General features: G+C 72.9%; 15 protein-coding genes. 7 read left to right on the top strand and 8 right to left on the bottom strand.

Annotated features, from left to right (window positions below; all coding sequences use genetic code 11):
• The first annotated feature begins 133 nt into the window (after nucleotides 1-133).
• Together B9S61_RS33585 and B9S61_RS33580 are read left to right on the top strand one after the other, a co-directional pair.
• Nucleotides 134-805, top strand: a complete 672-nt coding sequence (locus B9S61_RS33585) for a FadR/GntR family transcriptional regulator (protein WP_103545551.1) — start codon at nucleotides 134-136, stop codon at nucleotides 803-805.
• Between the two features lie 164 nt (nucleotides 806-969).
• Complete coding sequence (locus tag B9S61_RS33580; RefSeq protein WP_103545550.1) at nucleotides 970-1,998, top strand: PAC2 family protein; 1,029 nt, start codon at nucleotides 970-972, stop codon at nucleotides 1,996-1,998.
• A 99-nt stretch (nucleotides 1,999-2,097) separates the two neighbouring features.
• Here the strand turns inward: B9S61_RS33580 and mshC are convergent, their stop codons facing one another.
• From mshC to B9S61_RS33560, 4 genes are all read right to left on the bottom strand, one after another.
• Nucleotides 2,098-3,327 carry a cysteine--1-D-myo-inosityl 2-amino-2-deoxy-alpha-D-glucopyranoside ligase gene (gene mshC / locus B9S61_RS33575; protein WP_103545549.1) on the bottom strand — a complete coding sequence of 410 codons (1,230 nt, stop codon included), beginning with the start codon at nucleotides 3,325-3,327 and terminating at the stop codon, nucleotides 2,098-2,100.
• 175 nt (nucleotides 3,328-3,502) lie between these two features.
• The gene (locus B9S61_RS33570) at nucleotides 3,503-4,303 is read right to left on the bottom strand and encodes an SCO1664 family protein (RefSeq protein ID WP_103545548.1); all 801 of its coding nucleotides are present in this window, start codon (nucleotides 4,301-4,303) and stop codon (nucleotides 3,503-3,505) included.
• The gene (locus B9S61_RS33565) at nucleotides 4,300-4,890 is read right to left on the bottom strand and encodes a DUF3090 domain-containing protein (RefSeq protein WP_103545547.1); all 591 of its coding nucleotides are present in this window, start codon (nucleotides 4,888-4,890) and stop codon (nucleotides 4,300-4,302) included. The genes B9S61_RS33570 and B9S61_RS33565 overlap by 4 nt, the downstream gene beginning before the upstream one ends.
• A gap of 102 nt (nucleotides 4,891-4,992) precedes the next feature.
• Nucleotides 4,993-5,679, bottom strand: coding sequence for a histidine phosphatase family protein (locus B9S61_RS33560; protein WP_103545553.1), 687 nt, complete (start codon nucleotides 5,677-5,679; stop codon nucleotides 4,993-4,995).
• Between the two features lie 86 nt (nucleotides 5,680-5,765).
• Here B9S61_RS33560 and B9S61_RS33555 point away from each other — a divergent pair, with 86 nt between their 5' ends.
• Nucleotides 5,766-6,761, top strand: coding sequence for a magnesium and cobalt transport protein CorA (locus B9S61_RS33555; protein ID WP_103545546.1), 996 nt, complete (start codon nucleotides 5,766-5,768; stop codon nucleotides 6,759-6,761).
• Nucleotides 6,762-6,990: 229 nt separating this feature from the next.
• The gene (locus B9S61_RS33550; protein WP_219819989.1) at nucleotides 6,991-8,340 is read left to right on the top strand and encodes an amidohydrolase family protein; all 1,350 of its coding nucleotides are present in this window, start codon (nucleotides 6,991-6,993) and stop codon (nucleotides 8,338-8,340) included.
• A gap of 59 nt (nucleotides 8,341-8,399) precedes the next feature.
• Here B9S61_RS33550 and B9S61_RS33545 read toward each other — a convergent pair whose 3' ends face one another.
• A complete protein-coding gene (locus B9S61_RS33545) occupies nucleotides 8,400-9,194 on the bottom strand; it encodes a ferritin-like domain-containing protein (RefSeq protein ID WP_103545545.1) in 795 nt (264 codons plus the stop codon).
• Nucleotides 9,195-9,453: 259 nt separating this feature from the next.
• A complete protein-coding gene (locus B9S61_RS33540; protein ID WP_103545544.1) occupies nucleotides 9,454-10,509 on the bottom strand; it encodes an LLM class F420-dependent oxidoreductase in 1,056 nt (351 codons plus the stop codon).
• A 285-nt stretch (nucleotides 10,510-10,794) separates the two neighbouring features.
• Here B9S61_RS33540 and B9S61_RS33535 point away from each other — a divergent pair, with 285 nt between their 5' ends.
• Both B9S61_RS33535 and B9S61_RS33530 read left to right on the top strand, forming a co-directional pair.
• Nucleotides 10,795-11,781, top strand: coding sequence for an aldo/keto reductase (locus B9S61_RS33535; RefSeq protein ID WP_103545543.1), 987 nt, complete (start codon nucleotides 10,795-10,797; stop codon nucleotides 11,779-11,781).
• The gene (locus tag B9S61_RS33530) at nucleotides 11,778-13,826 is read left to right on the top strand and encodes a helix-hairpin-helix domain-containing protein (RefSeq protein ID WP_258039999.1); all 2,049 of its coding nucleotides are present in this window, start codon (nucleotides 11,778-11,780) and stop codon (nucleotides 13,824-13,826) included. Before B9S61_RS33535 ends, B9S61_RS33530 begins: the two co-directional genes overlap by 4 nt.
• 67 nt (nucleotides 13,827-13,893) lie before the next feature.
• On the opposite strand, the gene B9S61_RS33525 is transcribed toward B9S61_RS33530, so the two are convergent.
• Complete coding sequence (locus B9S61_RS33525; protein WP_103545541.1) at nucleotides 13,894-14,571, bottom strand: hypothetical protein; 678 nt, start codon at nucleotides 14,569-14,571, stop codon at nucleotides 13,894-13,896.
• A 47-nt stretch (nucleotides 14,572-14,618) separates the two neighbouring features.
• On the opposite strand from B9S61_RS33525, the gene B9S61_RS33520 reads away from it, so the two are divergent.
• Nucleotides 14,619-14,807 (top strand): DUF5703 family protein, encoded by a 189-nt coding sequence (locus B9S61_RS33520; RefSeq protein WP_103545540.1) that lies wholly within the window; start codon nucleotides 14,619-14,621, stop codon nucleotides 14,805-14,807.
• A 74-nt stretch (nucleotides 14,808-14,881) separates the two neighbouring features.
• Here B9S61_RS33520 and B9S61_RS43360 read toward each other — a convergent pair.
• Nucleotides 14,882-15,508, bottom strand: a 627-nt coding sequence (locus B9S61_RS43360; protein ID WP_103545539.1) for a chaplin, incomplete at its 5' end; no start/stop codon positions are given.

Below are 15,508 nucleotides of genomic sequence, written 5' to 3'. Positions count from 1 at the left end.
GTTCCGGGCCGTCGTTCCGGGCCGTCGTTCCGGGCCGTCGTTCCGGGCCGTCGTTCCGGGCCGGACGCGGGTTGGCCCGCGGTCCGCATAATGGCGGCATACATCGGACGTCTCAGCCCGCGGGAGGCCGGTCATGGCAGTCACCGACGAGGCGATCGAGAAGATCAAGGGGATGATCGTCTCGGGTGCGCTGCGTCCCGGCGCCCGGCTGCCCAAGGAGAGCGAGCTCGCCGCCGAGCTGGGGCTTTCCCGCAACTCGCTGCGCGAGGCGGTGCGTGCGCTCTCGCTCATCCGCGTCCTGGACGTACGGCAGGGCGACGGCACCTACGTGACCAGCCTGGACCCGCAACTCCTGCTGGGGGCGCTGAGTTTCGTCGTCGACCTCCATCGTGACGACACGCTGCTCGAGTTCCTCGCGGTACGCCGCATCCTGGAGCCGGCCGCGACGGCCGCCGCCGCCACGCGGATCAGTGACGAGCAACTGGACGCTCTGGCACGCCAGTTGGACGAACTGGGCGATGAACCGTCCGTGGAGGACCTGGTCGCCGCCGACCTGGACTTCCACCGGGGCATCGTGCGCGGCTCCGGCAACTCCGTGCTGTGCTCCCTGCTGGAGGGGCTGTCCGGCCCCGCCACCCGGGACCGCGTCTGGCGCGGACCGACCCGGGAGGACGCGGTCGGCCGGACACTGCGCGAGCACCGGGCGATCCTCGCGGCCCTGCGGGACCGGGACGCCGAGGCGGCGCGGGCCTGGGCGACCGTGCACATCGCGAGCATGGAGCAGCGGCTGCGTGCCACGCTGTGAACCGTGCCCTCCGGGTCGGCTGCCCGCGGATCGCGCCGGGGTGTTTCCCCGTGCCGGACGGGGCAGTGATGGGAGCACTCCCCCGGCGAAGGGGGCTGCGGACGCCCCGCGGGAACGCCGTAAGGTTGGGGCGTACGCGAGGGCACGTCGGAAGGAGGCGCTGGGTGATCGAGCTCGAGGGGGTTCCCGAGCTGATCGACCCGGTCATGGTGGCCGCGTTCGAGGGCTGGAACGATGCCGGTGACGCGGCCTCCACCGCGGTCGCGCATCTGGACAGGGAGTGGAAGGGCGAGGTGTTCGCGGCGCTGGACGCCGAGGACTACTACGACTTCCAGGTGAACCGTCCGACGGTGTTCATGGACGGCGGCGTCCGCAAGATCACCTGGCCGACGACACGGCTGTCGGTGGTCCGGGTCGGTGGTGACAAACCGCGCGACCTGGTGCTGGTCCGCGGTATCGAGCCGTCCATGCGGTGGCGTTCCTTCTGCAACGAGATCCTCGGCTTCGCGCACGAGCTCGGCGTGGAACTGGTGGTCGTCCTGGGCGCGCTGCTCGGTGACACGCCGCACACCCGTCCGGTCCCGATCAGCGGGACGACGTCCGACCCGGACCTGGCCCGCCGCATGGACCTGGAGGAGACCAAGTACGAGGGCCCCACGGGCATCGTCGGCATCCTCCAGGAGGCGTGCACCCACGCCGGCGTCCCCGCGGTGTCACTGTGGGCGGCGGTCCCGCACTACGTGTCGCAGCCGCCCAACCCGAAGGCCACGCTGGCCCTCCTCAACCGGCTGGAAGACCTCATCGACGTGCGGATCCCGCTGGGCGAGCTGCCCGAGGACGCGCGTGCCTGGCAGGTGGGTGTGGACCAACTGGCCGCCGAGGACAGCGAGGTGGCGGAGTACGTCCAGTCGCTGGAGGAGGCACGGGACACCGCCGAGCTGCCGGAGGCGTCCGGCGAGGCGATCGCCCGCGAGTTCGAGCGCTATCTGCGGCACCGTGACGGGGCGTCGGGGCCGCCCGGCGGACATGCGACGGCGGACGGTTCGGACGCTCCGCCCTACCGGCGGGACACTTCGGGCGGCCGGCCCCGGCCGTCCAGGCCGCCGAAACCGGAAACGGACACGGAGGCGGACCCGGGGCCCGGCTCGGAGTCGGGCTCGGGCTCGGACGGCGAGGAGTCGTCGGAGGACTGATCGGTCCCGAGGTCTCATCCGGAGCCCTGACGGAACCGGACGAAGGGCGCCCCCTCCCTCGCGGGAGCGGGCGCCCTTCGTCGTGCCGGCCGGGCGTCTCTAGAGCGCCACGCCGAGCAGTGCGTCCACCGCGCGGGAGACGACGCCGGGCGCGCCGGTGTCGGTACCGCCGCGCTCCTTCTGGAGCAGGGTCCAGCGGTCCACGGCGTCCAGCGCGGCCGGGGCGTCCAGGTCGTTCGCGAGGGCTTCGCGGATCTCCTCGACCAGCGCGTCGGCGGACGGTCCGTCGGGGCGGGAGACGGCGGCGCGCCAGTGCTCCAGGCGGGTCACGGCGTCCCGGAGGACCTGGTCGGTCCATTCCCAGTCGGCGCGGTAGTGGTGGGCGAGCAGCGCCAGCCGGATCGCCGCCGGGTCGACACCGTCGCGCCGGAGCGCGGACACGAAGACCAGGTTGCCCTTGGACTTCGACATCTTCTCGCCGTGCAGGGCCACCATGCCGGCGTGGACGTACGCCTTGGCCATGGGGAATTCCCCGGTGAGCGCCTGGGCGTGCGAGGCGCCCATCTCGTGGTGCGGGAAGATCAGGTCGGAGCCGCCGCCCTGGACGTCGAAGCCCATGCCGAAGTGGTCGAGGGCGATGGCCACGCACTCGATGTGCCAGCCGGGGCGGCCCCGGCCCAGCGAGCCGCCGTCCCAGCTCGGCTCGCCCTCACGGGCGGCCATCCAGAGCATCGGGTCGACCGGGTCCTTCTTGCCCGGGCGGTCCGGGTCGCCGCCCCGTTCGGCGGAGAGCAGCCGCATGGAGGCCGCGTCGAGGTTCGAGACCTGGCCGAAGTGCCGGTCGGACTCGACCGAGAAGTAGATGTCGCCGTCGATCTCGTAGGTCGCACCGAGCTCGCGCAGCCGTTCGACGAGCGGGACGATGCCGGGTATCGCCTCCACCGCGCCGATGTACTGCCTCGGGGGCAGCATCCGCAGGGCCGTCATGTCCTCACGGAACAGCGCGGTCTCGCGCTCGGCGAGCGCGGACCAGTCCAGGCCGTCCCGGTCGGCCCGCTCCAGCAGCGGATCGTCGACGTCCGTGACGTTCTGGACGTAGTGAACCTGCCGCTTGGTGTCGAGCCACACGCGCTGCACGAGGTCGAACGCGTTGTAGGTCGCCGCGTGTCCGATGTGGGTGGCGTCGTAGGGCGTGATGCCGCAGACGTAGATACGGGCGACGGGACCGGGGTCCAGAGTGATCCGGCCCCCGGTCGCGGTGTCGTGGATCCTCAGGTCGCGGCCCTGACCGGGCAGGGCGGGGACCTCGGAAGCGGGCCAGGCATGCATGTCATGAGCCTAACCGGACCGGAGTTCCGGATACGAACCGGAGCGGGCCGGACGACCGAGAAGGCGCTCTTGCGCGCACCCACGCCGTGTGCACGCCCTGCGAGGTGGGTTCCGCGCGGGGTGTGCCGCGTACGTGCCGTGCTCCTCGCGGGGTGTGTGGAGGGCCCCGCGCCGGTCAGACCGGCGGCCAGGGGACGGCCGGCCAGTCGGTGCCGGGCAGCGGGTGCACGCCCGTGGTGAGCAGGCGCTCGACGCGGGCCCGTGTGGCGTCGATCTCCGCGGGGGTGATCAAGGGGGTCAGGGCGGCGGTGAGGGCGCCCGTGGCCGTCAGAGCGCCTCTGACGGCCTCGAGGACGTCGAGGGCCTCCCGGGTCAGCGGCTCCCCCGCCCAGCCCCACAGCAGCGTGCGCAGCTTGTCCTCGGCGTTGAAGGCAACCCCGTGGTCGATGCCGAACAGCCGTCCGTCCTCCGTGGGCAGCAGATGCCCGCCCTTGCGGTCGGCGTTGTTGATCACCGCGTCGAACACGGCCAGCCGGCGCAGCCGATCGTCGTCGGCGTGCACGAGCAGCGCGGTGCGGCCCTCACCGGCCTCGGCGAGCCCGATGGCCTTCCAGCCCGGCTCCGGCTCCTCGCCGTCCACCAGGGCGAGGAGTTCCGCGCCCGGAGCGGTCTCGATCCACAGCTGGCACATTCCCTCGCCGTACGGTCCGTCCCGCAGCACGGTGGGCGGCACCAGGCCCCAGCCGGCCGCCTCCGACACCTCGTACGCGGCGGCCTCGCGCCCGGCGAGCGTCCCGTCGGGGAAGTCCCACAGCGGGCGCTCCCCGGCGACCGGCTTGTAGACACAGGCCGCCTCGCGTCCCTGGTGGGTGACGTTGCAGTACAGCGCCGCGTTCGACGCCTCACGGATGCGTCCGCGTACCGTCAGCTCACCGTGGGCGAGCAGCACGGCGGCGGCCGGGTCGACGGTCGTCACGCTCCGCGACGGTATCCGTTCTGGCGCGGACATACGTGTCCCTCCGGATCGAGCGGGAGACTGCACAGCGGACACGGCGGCCGCCCCGCGTTGACGACGTCCAGGGCGCGCTTGGCGAAGGCTCGCGCCTGCGCGCCGGTGAGGCGGACGCGGAGCATCGGGGGCCCGTTCTCCTCGTCCTGCAGCAGCCGCTCCTCGGCCTCGGCAAGGTCCTCCTCGGAGTCGGCGTCCAGCTCGACGAGCGCCTGCGCCTCGACGATCATGCGCTCGTCCTCGCCGTCCCAGGCCAGCGCCATGGTGCCGACCCGGAACTCCTCCTCGACGGGAGCGTCCAGCGGGGCGGTGTCGGCGACCTCGGTCGGCGGCACCGCCGGCACCGGGACGCTGCCGCCGCTACGGCGTACGACCTCGTCGAGCAGTTCTTCCATGCGCTCGGCGAGCGCGGCGACCTGGGTCTTCTCCAGGGCCACGCTGGTCACCCGGGAGCCGGCGGAGGCCTGGAGGAAGAACGTACGGCGCCCTGGCAGGCCGACCGTACCGGCCACGAAACGTTCCGGCTGGTCGTAGAGGAACACCTGACGGGACACGTCCTGATCTCCATTGAGAGTCGTGGGAACGGGCGGGCTGTGCACGGGCGGAGCGGACGGGACCGCGCCGCCGCGGTCGCTTCACCCTACTGCGGCGGACGATCACGGTGCGCCCGCGTCGCCCCCGACCGTGGCGTCGCCGGCGGGCGGCTCCTCGCGCGGCGCCAGGGACCCGAAGTCGCCGGTGTCGCCGAGGCGGACGAGAAACGGGCGCAACCGGGTGTAGCGGATCGCCGTGATGGAACACGGTTCCACGGCAATCCGCTGGAAGAGGTCGAGATGAAGTCCGAGCGCGTCCGCGACGAGGGACTTGATGATGTCGCCGTGCGAACACATGAGGTACATGGCGTCGGCGCCGTGGTCGCGCTCCACGCGGTCGTTCCATTCGCGCACCGCCTCGGCGGCGCGCGTCTGCATCGCCCGCATGGACTCCCCGCCGGGGAACGCCGCCGCCGACGGGTGCGCCTGCACGACGTCCATCAGGGGTTCGTCCGCCAGTTCGGCGAGCTTGCGGCCCGTCCAGTCGCCGTAGTGGCACTCGCCGACGCGCTCGTCGGTGTGCGCGGTCAGGCCGGGGCGGGCGTCCAGGAGCGGCCGGATCGTCTCCTGGCAGCGCTGGAGCGGGCTGGCGACGATCTCGGCCAGCGGCAGCCCGGCGAGCCGGCCGGGCAGTGCGGCGGCCTGCGCGGCCCCGCGGTCGTCGAGGGCCACGCCGGGCGTCCAGCCGGCGAGCAGTCCCTCGGTGTTGGCGGTGGAACGTCCGTGCCGGACCAGGAGCAGCGTGGGCATGCGGCCCAGGGTAGGCGTACGGGTGTACTCGGTGTCCGGGCGGGACATCTGTGCGGTGTCCGCCGTGAGAGAGGAGAAGACGCTTCGTGATCGTCGACTGTGCCATCTACCGGGAGGGGCGGCGTTCGGAGGGCCCCCTCGACTTCTCCGACGCCCTGGACGAGGCGCGGTCGGCCGGGGGCTTCGTCTGGATCGGTCTGCACGAGCCGTCGGCGGACGAGTTCGACCTGGTCGCGGAGGAGTTCGGGCTGCATCCGCTGGCGGTGGAGGACGCTCTCAAGGCCCATCAGCGGCCCAAGCTGGAGGTGTACGACGACTCACTCTTCGCGGTCCTCAAACCGGTCGTGTACGAGCCGCGGAGCGACACCGTCTCCTCCGGCGAGATCATGATCTTCCTCGGTGACTCGTTCGCCGTGAGCGTACGGCACGGGGACGGCTCCCCGCTGGCGGTGGTGCGGGACCGGCTGGAGCGGGAGCCCGGGCTGCTGGGCGAGGGGGCGACGTCGGTGCTGTACGCGGTCGCCGACGCCGTCGTCGACCACTATCTCGAGGTGGCGACCGAACTGCAGACCGATCTGGAGGAACTGGAGGCGGAGGTCTTCACCCCCGACGCCGGCGGTTCGCGGCACACCGCGTCCCGGATCTACAACTTCAAACGGCAGATCCTGGAGTTCCGCAGGGCCACCGGGCCGCTGGCCCTGCCCCTGGCCCGGCTCGCGGGAGCCGGCACGTACGGGGGGAAGGTGCCCTTCGTGGAGGACAGGGCGCTGCCCTTCTTCCGTGACGTCCACGATCACCTCACCCGCGTGAACGAGTCCGTGGAAGGGCTCGACCGGCTGGTCTCGGACATCCTCTCGGCGCATCTCGCCCAGGTGGGTGTGGGGCAGAACGACGACATGCGGAAGATCTCCGCCTGGGCGGCCATGGCCGTGGTCCCGACGATGATCGGCGGGATCTACGGGATGAACTTCGAGCACATGCCGGAGCTGGGGTGGAGGTGGTCGTATCCGGTGGTGATCGCGGTGACGGTCGTGCTGGAGCTGCTGCTGTACCGGACGTTCAAGCACCGGGGGTGGATGTAGGGGCGGGAGGCGGGTCGGTGCGGGTGCGGGTGCGGGTGAGCGCGCAGGTGCGGGTACGGGTACGCGTTCAGGTACGGGTACGGGCTCAGGTGCGCCGGCGGGGCCGGTCCGTCGCGTCCGGCACGGTGCGCTCCGCCATGCGGCCGGAGTCCGGCCCGGCCGTGTCACCGGATCGGGCCGATTACGGGCACGGGCCCCGTGGCATGAAGTGATCAGCCGGGAAACCCCGGTGGACACCTGGCCGGCCGGGACGAAGGGGCGCAGCCCCCGCGTGCCGGCCGCCGCGAGAGGCAGGCAGGCCGTGCCCCACTCCTCCCCACCGGTCCTGATCAAGGACGTCCGCGTCTTCGACGGGCTGAACGACGACCTGAGCGCATCGACCTCCGTCCTGATCAAGGACCGCCTGATCGACGCGATCGGCGGGACGCAGACCCCGGAGGATGCCCTCGTCGTCGAGGGTGGCGGTCGCGTGCTGGTGCCCGGCCTGACCGACGCCCACACCCATCTGTTCGCGATCGGCGCCTCCCAGGCGGCCCTGACCGCGAGCGCGACCGGCACCTGCCACTACACCGCGCTGCTCCAGGCCGAGAGCATGCTCCTGCGGGGTTTCACCACCGTCCGGGACATGGCCGGCGATGTCACCCCGCTGCGGCACGTCCTGGACACGGGCGCCTTCCCCGGGCCCCGGATCTACCCGAGCCAGGCCGCGATCTCGCAGACCTCCGGGCACGGCGACTTCTCCGCCGTCTACGAGAACGCGACCGCCTTCTCCTGCGGCGCGCACCCGAGAGCCGAGGAGATCGGCTTCATGCGCGTCGCGGACGGCCGCGACCAGGTGCTCGCCGCGGTGCGCGAGCAGCTGAAGCGAGGCGCCACCCAGATCAAGGTCATGGCCGGCGGCGGGGTCGCCTCGCCCTACGACCCGCTGGACGTGATCCAGTACACACTGGACGAGCTCAGGGCCGCGGTCGAGGCGGCGGCGGACTGGGGTACGTACGTCGCCGCCCACGTCTACAACGACGCGGGAATCCACCGTGCGATCGACGCGGGCATCACATCGATCGAGCACGGCCACCTCGTCGAGGGTGAGGAGACCCTCCGGCGGATGGCCGCCGAGGGCGTCTGGCTGAGCACCCAGCCCTTCCTCGCGGAGGACCACGAGTACGCCGATCCGGTGAACGCGGAGAAGAACAGGCAAGTCTGCGACGGCGTCGCACAGTCCTTCGAGTGGGCCCGCTCCGCCGGTACCCGGATCGCCTTCGGGACCGACCTGATGCTCGAACCCGGCAAGGCCGCCAGGCAGAGCACGATGTTCACCCGGCTCGAGCACGACTTCGGCTTCTCCGCCCCCCACGCGCTGCGCCTCGCGACCTCGGAGAACGCGGAGCTGTTCCGCCTCTCCGGGGAGCGCGACCCGTACCGGGCGGCCCCGCTCGGCCGGATCGTCCCCGGGGCCTGGGCCGACGTCCTGCTCGTCGAAGGCGAACCGACGAGGAGCACAGCCCTGTTCGGCGAGCCCGCCAAGAACCTGGCCGTCATCATCAAGGACGGGCGTGTCTACAAGAACCTCCTGGCCTGAAGCCCCGGGCACGCTCATCGGGGCGTCGTCCGCGGGACACCTTCGGACCCGGACGTTCCTCAGCCCGCGGCCGCTTCCGGTTCCGGCGTCGCCGGGCCGCCCAGGGCGTTGCTGCGCTCGGGCATCCGCAGGGAGACCATCCGGCGCCAGCCCGCCACGCGTTCGTAGGCGTACACCGCGCGGATGCCGGCCGACAGGACCGCCGCCTTGGGCCGGGGCCAGTTCAGGATGCGGCCCATGTGGGCCATCACCGCGAGGCTGACGTCCCGGTAGACCCGGATCTCCGCCAGCGCGCACTCGCGCAGGGTGCGCTGGATGGCCCGGCCGTGGCCGGCGTACGCGAAGCGCAGCAGTTCCTCATGGCAGTAGGCGAGGTGGTTGTCCTCGTCGCCGGCGATCATCCTCACCGCGCGGCCGAGTTCGGGATCGTCGGCGAAGTGCCTGCGGAGCAGTTCCATCTGCTCCGAGGCACGCTGTTCGGTCACCCTGCTGTGCGCGAGGTAGGTGACGATGTCCTGGACGGTGAGCGGTTCGTCGCGTCTCAGCCGGCCGTGGGCCAGACCGATGCCGCTTCGCTCCAGGAGCATCGTGTAGTCGGTCTCCGGAGGGACCGGGACGGGGCTCAGGCCGCGCTTCCTCAGCAACGCGTTGAAGATGCGCCCGTGTTTGTCCTCGTCGGCGCCGTGCCTGGTGATCTTGGGGGCGAGAGCGCGCTGGGTCTCGGGGACCAGCTCCGCGATGCGGGCGTTCTCCCAGCCGCCCTGGGACTCGCCGCTCGCGGCGATGGAGCAGAACAGTGCGAACGACTCGTCGTCGTCCAGGATCTCCTGGAACAGGCTCTTCGCCGACAGCATGATGGGCCGCCTCTCCGCGGGCTTCCGCAGCCCTGCGCTTCTGACCTTCCGCGGTTTCGGAGTCCGCAAAGAACGAGTCAAGTGCGCCGGAGCGCGTGCGGCAACAGGCGTGTCCGACAACTGCGCCGAAAGGAGTACGTGCGGTGGGGCGTAACCGCGGGGGCGGACGGGCGTTGTTGAGGGTGACGGCCGTGGCGGGGTGGACCCCCGAGCCCCCACCACGGCCGTGGGAACCTCTCCGTCCCTCGCGCGGGGCGGGTCAGGCCAGTCCGGCGCGCTCCAGGGCCTCGGTGCCGGCGCGGAGCGAGGCGAGACGCTCGTCGAGCGTGAAGCCGGCCGGGGCGAGGGTGAGGGTGGTGACTCCGGCGGCGGCATAGGCCTTCATGCGGTCGGCGATGCGGTCCACCGAGCCGAGGAGGGTCGTCCTGTCGATCAGGTCGTGCGGGACGGCGGCCGCGGCGCCCTGCTTGTCGCCGGACAGGTACTTGTCCTGGATCTCGGCGGCCTCCCGCTCGTAGCCCATGCGGCCCGCGAGCTGGTTGTAGAAGTTCTGCTTCCGGCTGCCCATGCCGCCGACGTACAGCGCGGTGTACGGGCGGAAGGTGTCGGCGAGCGTGGTGACGTCCTTGTCGTCGCCGACGGCGAGGGGGAGGGTGGGACAGATGTCGAAGCCGTCGAGGGTCTTGCCGGCCTTCTCGCGCCCGGCGCGGAGGTGCTTGACGGCGGTGTCCTCGAGGTGGTCGGCGGAGGGGAAGATCAGCAGGGCGCCGTCGGCGATCTCACCGGTCTGCTCGAGGTTCTTGGGGCCGATCGCCGCGATGTAGAGCGGGATGTGCTCGCGCTCGGGGTGCACGGTGAGCTTGATGGGCTTGCCGGGGCCGCCGGGGAGGGGCAGGGTCCAGTGTTCGCCGTCGTGGGTGAGGCGCTCACGGGTCATCGCCTTGCGGACGATCTCGACGTACTCGCGGGTGCGGGCGAGGGGCTTGTCGAACTTGACGCCGTACCAGCCCTCGGAGACCTGGGGGCCGGAGACGCCGAGACCCAGGCGGAAGCGGCCGCCGGAGAGGGAGTCGAGGGTGGCCGCGGTCATCGCGGTCATCGCGGGCTGGCGGGCGGGGATCTGGAAGATGGCCGAACCGACGTCGATGCGCCGGGTCTGGGCGGCCACCCAGGTGAGCACCGTGGCGGCGTCGGAGCCGTAGGCCTCGGCGGCCCAGCAGACCGCGTATCCGAGGCGGTCGGCTTCCTGGGCCACGGCGAGGTTGTCCGCGTCCATTCCGGCGCCCCAGTAGCCGAGGTTGATCCCTAGCTGCATACCGTCTCCCCATACCGATGAGTAACGTCGCTCGTGCGCCGACCCTATACCCGTGGCACGACACGCGGACGACTGCGGCGGGGATGCACGGCGGGGGTACGGGCGGGACGCCCGCGGGCCGGTGCGGGGTGCGGGTCGGAGCGCCCCTGCGGGCGCCGGGTCGCACAACCCCCGGGCCGCACCGGAACCGTGGCACCCGGCAGGCACCGGGCCCCGTCGCCATGGTGGAAGTCGGTTGTCCACAGGCCCCCACGCCCCCGCCTCCGGCCAGTAATCTCGGCGTCCATGGAGCAGAGGCATCTCGGCCGTACCGGCCTGCGTGTGTCCCGGATCGGGCTGGGGACGCTGACCTGGGGTCGGGACACCGACGAGCACGACGCTGCGGACCTCCTGAAGACGTTCTGGGAAGTGGGCGGGACTCTCGTCGACACCGCCGACGTGTACGGCGACGGCCAGGCCGAGTACCTGCTCGGAAGGCTGATGGAAGGGCTCGTACCGCGCCGCGACCTCGTGATCTCGACGAAGGCCGGCAGTGTGCCCGACCCCGACCGCCGGTTCGACGGCTCACGGGGACATCTGCTCGCCGCCCTGGACGCCTCGCTCGCCCGCCTCGGCACCGACTACGTCGACGTGTGGCACGTCCACGCCTACGACCCCGCCACCCCGCTGGACGAGACACTCCAGGCGCTCGACATCGCCGTCGGCAGCGGCCGGGCCCGCTACGCCGGCGTGTCCAACTTCTGCGGCTGGCAGCTCGCCAAGGCGGCCACCTGGCAGCTGGCCGCCCCCGGGACACGGACCCGGCTGGCGAGCACACAGATGGAGTACTCGCTGCTCCAGCGCGGCGTGGAGCGCGAGGTGCTGCCCGCCGCCCTCGATCTCGGGGTCGGGCTCCTGCCGTCCTCGCCGCTCGGGCGGGGCGTGCTGAGCGGCAAGTACCGGGGCGACTCGACCCCGTCGGACTCCCGGGGCGCCTCGGAGCACCTCGCGCCGTTCGTCGCTCCGTACCTCGACGACACGGCGAGCAGGATCGTGGACGCCGTGACCACGGCGGCGGACGGGCTCGCCGTGACCGCCCTGCAGGTGGCCCTCGCCTGGGTCCGGGACCGGCCCGGCGTAGCCGCTCCCATCGTCGGCGCGCGCAATGCGCAGCAGATCACGGCGGCATTGTCGGTGGAGGCCCTTAGTCTTCCTGACGAGATCTGCCGGGCGCTGGACGATGTGTCGGCGCCCGTGCACCGCTATCCCGATCACGACTGGAGCACGCTGTGAGCACCGAGCCGCCCGAGACGCCCGAGGACGGAGAGCCCACGAGCGCGGACGCCGCGCCCGCCGAGGGCACGCGGGTGTCCGAGGCCGAGGCCGAGCTGGCCGCGCAGCGCCTGGAGCGGGAGCGGATCGAGCAGCGCAAGGCGGAGCGGCAGGGGCCGATCGCGGCCGGGACCAAACTGAGCGGCACGGCCGCCGATCTGCTGGCCGCCGTGCGGGCCGTGGAGAGTGGGGTGAAACCGGCCGCCACCGTGTTCGAGGAGGCCCGGCCCGCTCCCCGGCGGCCCGCTCCCGAGCCCGTGCGCCCGGCACCGGCCGTGACACCGGACCCCGTGGTGCCCGCCGCCGGTGCCGTGGAGGAGATGCGGGGCGTGCTGGCCCAGGGGGGTGTTCCGGAAGGGCTCGCCGTGCGGGCCGCCGAAGAGCTCGGGGAAGGGGGCGCCGGCCTGCTGCGTTCCGATCCCTGGCAGCTGCTGCGGATCTCCGGGGTGCGGCCCGGGCAGGCCGACGGGTTCGCGCGGGCGCTGCTCGGTGCCGGGGCGGGACCGGACGACGGGCGGCGGGGCCGGGCGGTCGCCGGATGGCTGCTGGAGCAGGCGGCGCTGGCCGGGCACACCGTCCTCGAGATGGCCGCGCTGGCCGATGCGCTGGGGCGGCAGGGAGTGCCGGAGCCCGAGGGAGCCGTGCAGGACGCCATCTCGGAGGGGGACGTGCTCGTCTTCCAGGACGCCGTCGGCGAAGCCGGGGAGGACGAGGAGCAGCCGGTCCGGGTGCTCGTGGGTCTTGAGCGCTATGCGATGGCCGAGGAGAGCCTCGCCGACGGTCTCGCCCGGCTGGTCAACTCCGTGCCCAAGCAGGACGGCGGGAGTGAGGAGTGGGAGCGCGCCGCCGCCTCGGCGGAGGGTTCCGCCGGTGAGCTGGTCCGCGCGGTCGCCGGGCACGGGCTGGTGCTGCACACCGGCGGAGACGCCGCGTCGGCCGAGCCGGCGGCGCTGCTGGACGCGGCGCACGGTCTGGGGCTGCGGGCCTGGGCCGCCACCCACGCTCCGGCCGGACGTGCCCGGTTCGCGGCACTGGTGGAGGGCCCCGGCGTCGCCACGGTCGCCGGGCTGCTGTCCGGTGCCGAGGGGCCCGGACGGGACGCCGACGGTGCGCTCGATCTGGATCTGCTGGTGGTGCTCGACGCTCCGCAGCTGGATGTCGAGGCCGCCGCGCTGGTGACGGAGTCGCTGCCGGACGGGGCCCGGCTGGTGCTGGCCGGCGACCCCGGGGTGCTGGGGTCGGTGGGGCCCGGGCGGGTGTTCGGGGATCTGCTGGCGGCGCGGGTCTGCCCGCAGATCGCCTCCCGGCGGCCCGGCCCCGGGCCGCTGGGCGAGCTGGTCTCCGGGATCGGCGTCGGTGAGCTGCCCCAGGTGGCGGCGCCCGGCAAGGAGGTCGTGATCGTGCCGGTGCGGGACGCGGGGGAGGCCGTGCACCGGACCGTGCAACTGGTGGCGGACTCGGTGCCGCGCGCCATCGGGGTGCCGGCCGAGGAGACCCAGGTGATCACCCCGGGCCACGGCGGCGCGGTGGGGACGCGTGCGCTGAACGCGGCGCTGAAGGAGCGGCTGAATCCGGGGCCGGGGCGTTTCGGCGGTTTCGATCCGGGTGACCGAATCGCCTACTCCCCCGCTCCGGGACGTACGCTGCCGGGCCGCGTGGTGACGGCCGACGGCGAGGGGCTGCACCTGGAGTGCGGGGGCGAGGAGATCGTCGTACCGAGGGAGCGGGTGGAGTCGTCGGTGCGGCACGGATGGGCGCTGACCGCGCACCAGGCGGTGGGGTGCCGGTGGCCGGCGGTGGTCGTGGTGCTGCCCGGCGACGCCGCCCAGGCACTGAGCCGGCCGTGGGTGTACACGGCGTTCGGCCGGGCCGGACGGCATCTTTCGGTGGTCCACGGGGTGGAGCAGGCGCTGCCGCGTGCCGTGGCCGAGGTGACGGCGAAGCCGCGGACGACGCGGTTGCCCGTGCTGCTGGCGCCGCAGGTTCCGGCGGGCTCGGGCGGCTGAGGCCGGCCGCGCCCCCTCGTCCGGGGCGGCACCTGAGGTGCCGCCCCGGACGGGTGAGCGGCTGCGGTCAGCGGTCGGCGTCGAGCGGTTCCAGGTCCTCGTCCTCGTCGAGGTCCGGCACCGGGTCGTCCTCCAGTTCGTCGTCGTTGTCGTCGTCGAAGACGGCGCTGACGTCGAAGCGGCAGACCACCTGCTGCGGGTCCACCTGATCGAACGGGCCCTCCAGCCACTCGCCGGGGTCCGCCGGTTCGTCCGATGCGGTCACCCAGAGCGTGGAATCGCCCTCCTCCAGGCCGAACTCCTTGTGCCGGGAGGCGATCTCGTCGGGTTCGAACTCGCCGAACAGCAGGCCGAGCGCGCCGTGGACGGTACCGGAGGGCCCCGGAGCGCCGTCGTCCGCCGCCTCGATCCGCTGGGCGTGTGCGAGCAGCCGCTGCGGTTCCGCGACGGCGTAGTCACGGCGGATCAGCACACTGAGCGCGCTCGGCTCCTCGGGGCCGGTGTACGGCGGCAGGGCGTCCTCGGCGCTGGGGATCTCGAAGGGGGTGACCTCGTCGTAGCGGTCGTAGAGCAGCTCGTCGTACGCCTCCGCGGCCGCGGCCAGCTGGTTGAACGCCTCGTAGACGGCCGGGTCGTCCTCCCCCGACCGGCTTTCGACCGCGGCCAGGTGGCGGTCGAGCGCGGTCTTCACCGCCTCGGCGGCGGCGCGTACCTCGGCAGCGGTGGGCTGCGCAGCATCAGACATAGTGCAGACGCTATCCGTACCGGGGCCCGGCCCGCACAATAGATGCGATGCCGGAATACGAATTTGTCGACGTGTACGTACCGCGCGAGGTCTCCCGCAAGGAGACGGCACGTCTGCTGACGGACCACGCAGAGTACGGTCACTGGGAGTTGTACCGCCTGACGCTGATGCGTGACGGCAGCCGCAGGGTGCGGCTGCGGCGGCGGATCATCCGCCAGGTGCGCGCCACCTGGTGAGCTCGCCTCTCCCGGCCGGAATCACACGACGGAGCGGGCCCCGCGGTCGCGGGGCCCGCTCCGTGTGTCCGGTGTCACGCGGCGCTGCGGGCCTTGCGGTAGAGGACCGCGCCGGCGAGCAGGGCGCCCGCACCGGCCGGGAGGACGAGTCCCATGGGCAGTTCGCTGCCGGTCTGCGCCAGCTGTGCGTCGGCCCGGTGGTGGGCGACGGAGTGGGCGTCCGGCCGGTTGCCGTCCGAGGAGCCGGGCGGGGTCCGGTCGCCGGGGTTGTCCGGCCCGTCGCCGGGGCTGTCCGGTGTCTCGGGGCTACCGGGGCTACCGGGGTCTCCCGGATCGCCGGGCTTCTCCGGCGTCTCGGGGCCGGATGCGCCGTTCGCGCAGCCGTTGCCCTCGGTGGCGTTGCCGGCGCCGAGGACGTCGACGCTGTTGCCGCAGACGTTCACCGGGATGTGCACGGGAGCCTGGATCTGGTTGCCGGAGCCGACGCCGGGCGAGTCGCCCGTGCGCGCGTCGGCGCCCGAGCCTCCGTGGTGGGCGGAGCCGCCGTGGCCGTCCGAGGCGGTGGCGCCGCCCCCGTTGGCACAGGAGTTGCCCACGGCCGGGTTGAGGACGCCGGCGACGTTGACCGTGTTGCCGCAGACGTTCACCGGGACGTGCACGGGCGCCTGCACCGTGTTGCCGGAGAGCACGCCGGGCGATCC

This window comes from Streptomyces sp. SM1, assembly GCF_002910825.1.
Taxonomy (GTDB): Bacteria; Actinomycetota; Actinomycetes; order Streptomycetales; family Streptomycetaceae; genus Streptomyces; species Streptomyces okerensis.
Note: the sequence above shows the minus strand (reverse complement) of the source record. Positions and strands in the feature narration are given on the sequence as shown.

Bases quoted from the DNA above. Each gene is read 5' to 3' on its own strand.
- mshC (WP_103545549.1), bottom strand. From the start codon at position 3,327: ATGCATGCCTGGCCCGCTTCCGAGGTCCCCGCCCTGCCCGGTCAGGGC.
- B9S61_RS33560 (WP_103545553.1), bottom strand. From the start codon at position 5,679: ATGCCCACGCTGCTCCTGGTCCGGCACGGACGTTCCACCGCCAACACC.
- B9S61_RS33525 (WP_103545541.1), bottom strand. From the start codon at position 14,571: ATGTCTGATGCTGCGCAGCCCACCGCTGCCGAGGTACGCGCCGCCGCC.
- B9S61_RS33585 (WP_103545551.1), top strand. From the start codon at position 134: ATGGCAGTCACCGACGAGGCGATCGAGAAGATCAAGGGGATGATCGTC.
- B9S61_RS33545 (WP_103545545.1), bottom strand. From the start codon at position 9,194: ATGCTGTCGGCGAAGAGCCTGTTCCAGGAGATCCTGGACGACGACGAG.
- B9S61_RS33540 (WP_103545544.1), bottom strand. From the start codon at position 10,509: ATGCAGCTAGGGATCAACCTCGGCTACTGGGGCGCCGGAATGGACGCG.
- B9S61_RS33520 (WP_103545540.1), top strand. From the start codon at position 14,619: ATGCCGGAATACGAATTTGTCGACGTGTACGTACCGCGCGAGGTCTCC.
- B9S61_RS33535 (WP_103545543.1), top strand. From the start codon at position 10,795: ATGGAGCAGAGGCATCTCGGCCGTACCGGCCTGCGTGTGTCCCGGATC.